We start from the raw sequence: 319 nt of genomic DNA on the forward strand, positions 1-319 counted from the left end.
GTTGTCGTTTTCGTCGGTGCCGGCCAGATCGTCGTCAAATTCGGTAGGGCCTGCGACGGGAGTTGGGTCGTTCAGGTCCAGTTCAGCAGGCAGGATTACTTGGTCAACGATGTGCAGGACGCGGGGTAGGTCCAGAGCCGCGTCCACAAAAATATCTACGGCGACAAAACTGGCATCTGGGGTCTGTGCGTCCAGATCTGCGATCGTCCCGCTGCCTGCATTCAAGGTCACAGTGGCGTCTTGGCCAGTGTAGGCCGCGGGCAGGCTGTCGCTGTCAAAATAACTCGTGGTAATTGTCATCCCCAAGATCGCATCAAGG

1 protein-coding gene is annotated in these 319 nt (G+C 57.4%); it reads right to left on the reverse strand.

Annotation, left to right across the window (positions count from 1 at the left end; genetic code table 11):
• A partial coding sequence (locus tag MRS74_RS23610) for a hypothetical protein (protein ID WP_254582725.1) occupies window positions 1-319 on the reverse strand: 319 nt, incomplete at both ends.

The organism is Marinobacterium sedimentorum (assembly GCF_024267675.1).
Lineage (GTDB): Bacteria > Pseudomonadota > Gammaproteobacteria > Pseudomonadales > Balneatricaceae > Marinobacterium_A > Marinobacterium_A sedimentorum.